This window comes from Sphingomonas sp., from assembly GCF_013812825.1.
In the GTDB taxonomy this organism is placed as follows: Bacteria; Pseudomonadota; Alphaproteobacteria; order Sphingomonadales; family Sphingomonadaceae; genus Sphingomicrobium.
On the sequence record NZ_JACCSU010000059.1, the window covers coordinates 1 to 2,225 of the forward strand.

Genomic DNA, 2,225 nt, shown 5'->3' on the forward strand with positions numbered 1-2,225 from the left:
GGCCAGCGCGGCGAGCGCGACTCCGCCGCACAGCACAGCGAGCGCTCCGGCCAGCCGCGAAGGCCTCGCCGGAACGGCCGCTCTCGCTGCTCGAAACGGATGCTTGCCTGCCAAAATCGACCCCCAAAGAGCGCACCATCGGCGATCGGGGTTAAAACGGGCTTATATCGCGCCGTATGCGCCGGCCCGAGAGCTTGCGCTTTCCCTCAGCGCCGCCACATTCGAGCGCATGGCGCGGAGCGACGAGGCCCCGGTCCGGGCGATCCTCGGGCCCACCAACACCGGCAAGACCTATCTTGCGATCGAGCGGATGTGCGCCCACTCGTCCGGAGTCATCGGCTTTCCGCTGCGGCTTCTGGCTCGCGAGGTCTACGACCGGGTCGTCGCCTTGAAGGGCGCCAGCCAGGTCGCTCTGCTGACCGGCGAGGAGCGGATCGTTCCGCCCCACGCGCGCTATGTGCTGTGCACCGCCGAATCGATGCCGGTGTCGAGCGGCCGCGAGGCGCCCATCTTCGTAAAACAAGGTCGCGGCGACTTGCCGGCCGATTTCGCCTTCGCCGCGATCGACGAGGCCCAGCTCGGCATCGATCCCGAGCGCGGCCATGTGTTCACCGACCGGATGCTGCGCGCCCGCGGCCGCGAGGAAACCCTGATCCTGGGCTCCGACACCCTGAAGCCGATGATCCGCGAATTACTGCCCGAGGCGGAGATCGTCAGCCGGCCGCGCTTCTCGACGCTGCGCTACGCCGGCAGCACCAAGCTGTCGCGCCTGCCGCCGCGCTCGGCGGTCGTCGCGTTTTCGGCCGAGCAGGTCTACGCGCTGGCCGAGATGCTGCGGCGTTTTCGTGGCGGAGCGGCGGTGGTGATGGGCGCGCTGTCGCCGGCCACTCGCAACGCCCAGGTGGCGATGTTCCAGCGCGGCGAGGTCGATTATCTCGTCGCCACCGACGCCATCGGCATGGGCCTTAACATGGACGTCACCCACGTCGCCTTCGCCGGGCTCGAGAAGTTCGATGGCCGCCGCGACCGCCGGCTGACCATCGCCGAGATGGCGCAGATCGCCGGCCGCGCCGGGCGCCACCAGCGCGACGGCAGCTTCGGCACGCTGGGGCTCGGCGGCGACGGCGGAGCGGCGTTCGGCGACGAAGAAATCAGCGCGATCGAGGACCACCGCTTCCGGCCGCTCGACCATCTCTACTGGCGCAGCTCGGAGCTCGACTTCACCGACGTCACCGCGCTGATCGCCAGCCTCGAGAAGCCCAGCGACGATCCAGTGCTGCGATCCGCGCCGCTGGCCGTCGACCTGGCGGTCCTGAAGCTGATCGCCGAGGACCCGGCGGTCGCCGCCAGGCGCGGCGCCATTGCCCGGCGGCTCTGGGCGGCGTGCGGGCTGCCCGATTTCCGCAAGGTCGGGCCGATGCACCATGCGCGCATGGTCCGCCGGATCTTCGGTTACATCGGCGAGGGCGGCCACATCCCGCACGAATGGTTCGCCGCCGAGGTCGCTCGGCTGGACAACGTCACGGGCGATATCGAGGCTTTGGCCGACCGCCTGGCCGGCGTCCGCAGCTGGGCCTATATCGCCCACCGCCTCGACTGGCTCGCCGATCCCGCGAAATGGGCGGAGCGGACGATGGAGGTCGAGGCGCGGTTGAGCGATGCGCTCCACGAGCGGCTGACCCAGCGCTTCGTCGACCGCCGAACCGCGGTGCTGGTCCGCGACATCGGCGCTCGCGGCAGCGACGCACTGCCGGTGACGGTCGCCGCCGATGGCGAAGTCAGCGTCGGCCCCGAGCCGATCGGCCACCTGGCCAGCTTCGATTTCCGGGTCGACCCGTCCGCGCGCCTCGCCGACAAGCGCCTGCTGCTGGCCGCCGCCGAGCGCCGCCTGGGCGACGAACTCGACCGCCGCGCCAAGGCTCTGCTCGAAGCGCCCGATGAAACGTTCGACCTGATCGCCGACGACGAAGGCCGGGTCGCGGTCGGCTGGCAGGGCCCCTTCGGCCAAGCTCAGGACAGGCATGTCCTCGCGCGCCTTGCTCCCGGCCGCTCGCTGCTCGAGCCCGCGCTGCGCACCAGCCGGGCGCTCGACCGGCTATCGGCGCAAAGCCGGGCGGCGCTCCGCGGCCGCCTCGAGGCTTGGCTCGAGGCATCGATCGGCGAGCATCTGGGAGCGCTCAAGAAACTCGCCGCGGCGGCGAGCGACCCGGCCAGCTCGCCTGGAG

The 2,225-nt window shown here is 71.0% G+C and carries 1 protein-coding gene; it reads left to right on the plus strand.

Translation table 11 applies throughout. From position 1 onward, the window contains the following. Nucleotides 1–229 precede the first annotated feature (229 nt). A partial coding sequence (locus tag H0T81_RS07605; RefSeq protein ID WP_294011500.1) for a helicase-related protein occupies nucleotides 230–2,225 on the plus strand: 1,996 nt, incomplete at its 3' end.